1 pseudogene is annotated in these 525 nt (G+C 65.9%); it reads left to right on the forward strand.

The annotated features are described in order from the left end of the window. Positions 1-59: 59 nt before the first annotated feature. Positions 60-221: pseudogene (locus IG74_RS54570) on the forward strand (AfsA-related hotdog domain-containing protein); the annotation flags it as partial. Between the last annotated feature and the right edge of the window lie 304 nt (positions 222-525).

Genomic DNA, 525 nt, shown 5'->3' on the forward strand with positions numbered 1-525 from the left:
CCACCGAAATCTACACCTCTCTATTCGTCGGCAGCGTCAGATGTGTATAAGAGACAGCCACCCACCCCACCCTCTTCGACCACCCCGTCGACCACACCCCCGGCATGCTCCTCCTCGAAGCCGCCCGCCAAGCCACCCACGCCACCCACCACCACAACCACCACGGCCACGGCCATGACGGCCACAGCAGCCGCCACGACAGCCACGACAGCACCGCCACCACAACACGAACAGGCACGACCACCGCAACCGACACACCCACCCGCACCACCAGCACCAGTGCGGACACCACCACACACACACGCACGACCCCACGCACAAGCACAGGCACGAGTACGGGCACAGCCACAGGCACGGGAACGGGAACGGGGACGGACACGGCCGCAGGGACGGACACAGATGCAGGGATGGGGATGGGTGCGGGTACCGCCACACTCACCCGCACCCCCACCCACGCCCCCCCTGTCTCTTATACACATCTGACGCTGCCGACGAATAGAGAGGTGGAGATCTCGGTGGTCGCCG

Source organism: Streptomyces sp. NRRL B-1347 (genome assembly GCF_000720325.1).
GTDB lineage: Bacteria > Actinomycetota > Actinomycetes > Streptomycetales > Streptomycetaceae > Streptomyces.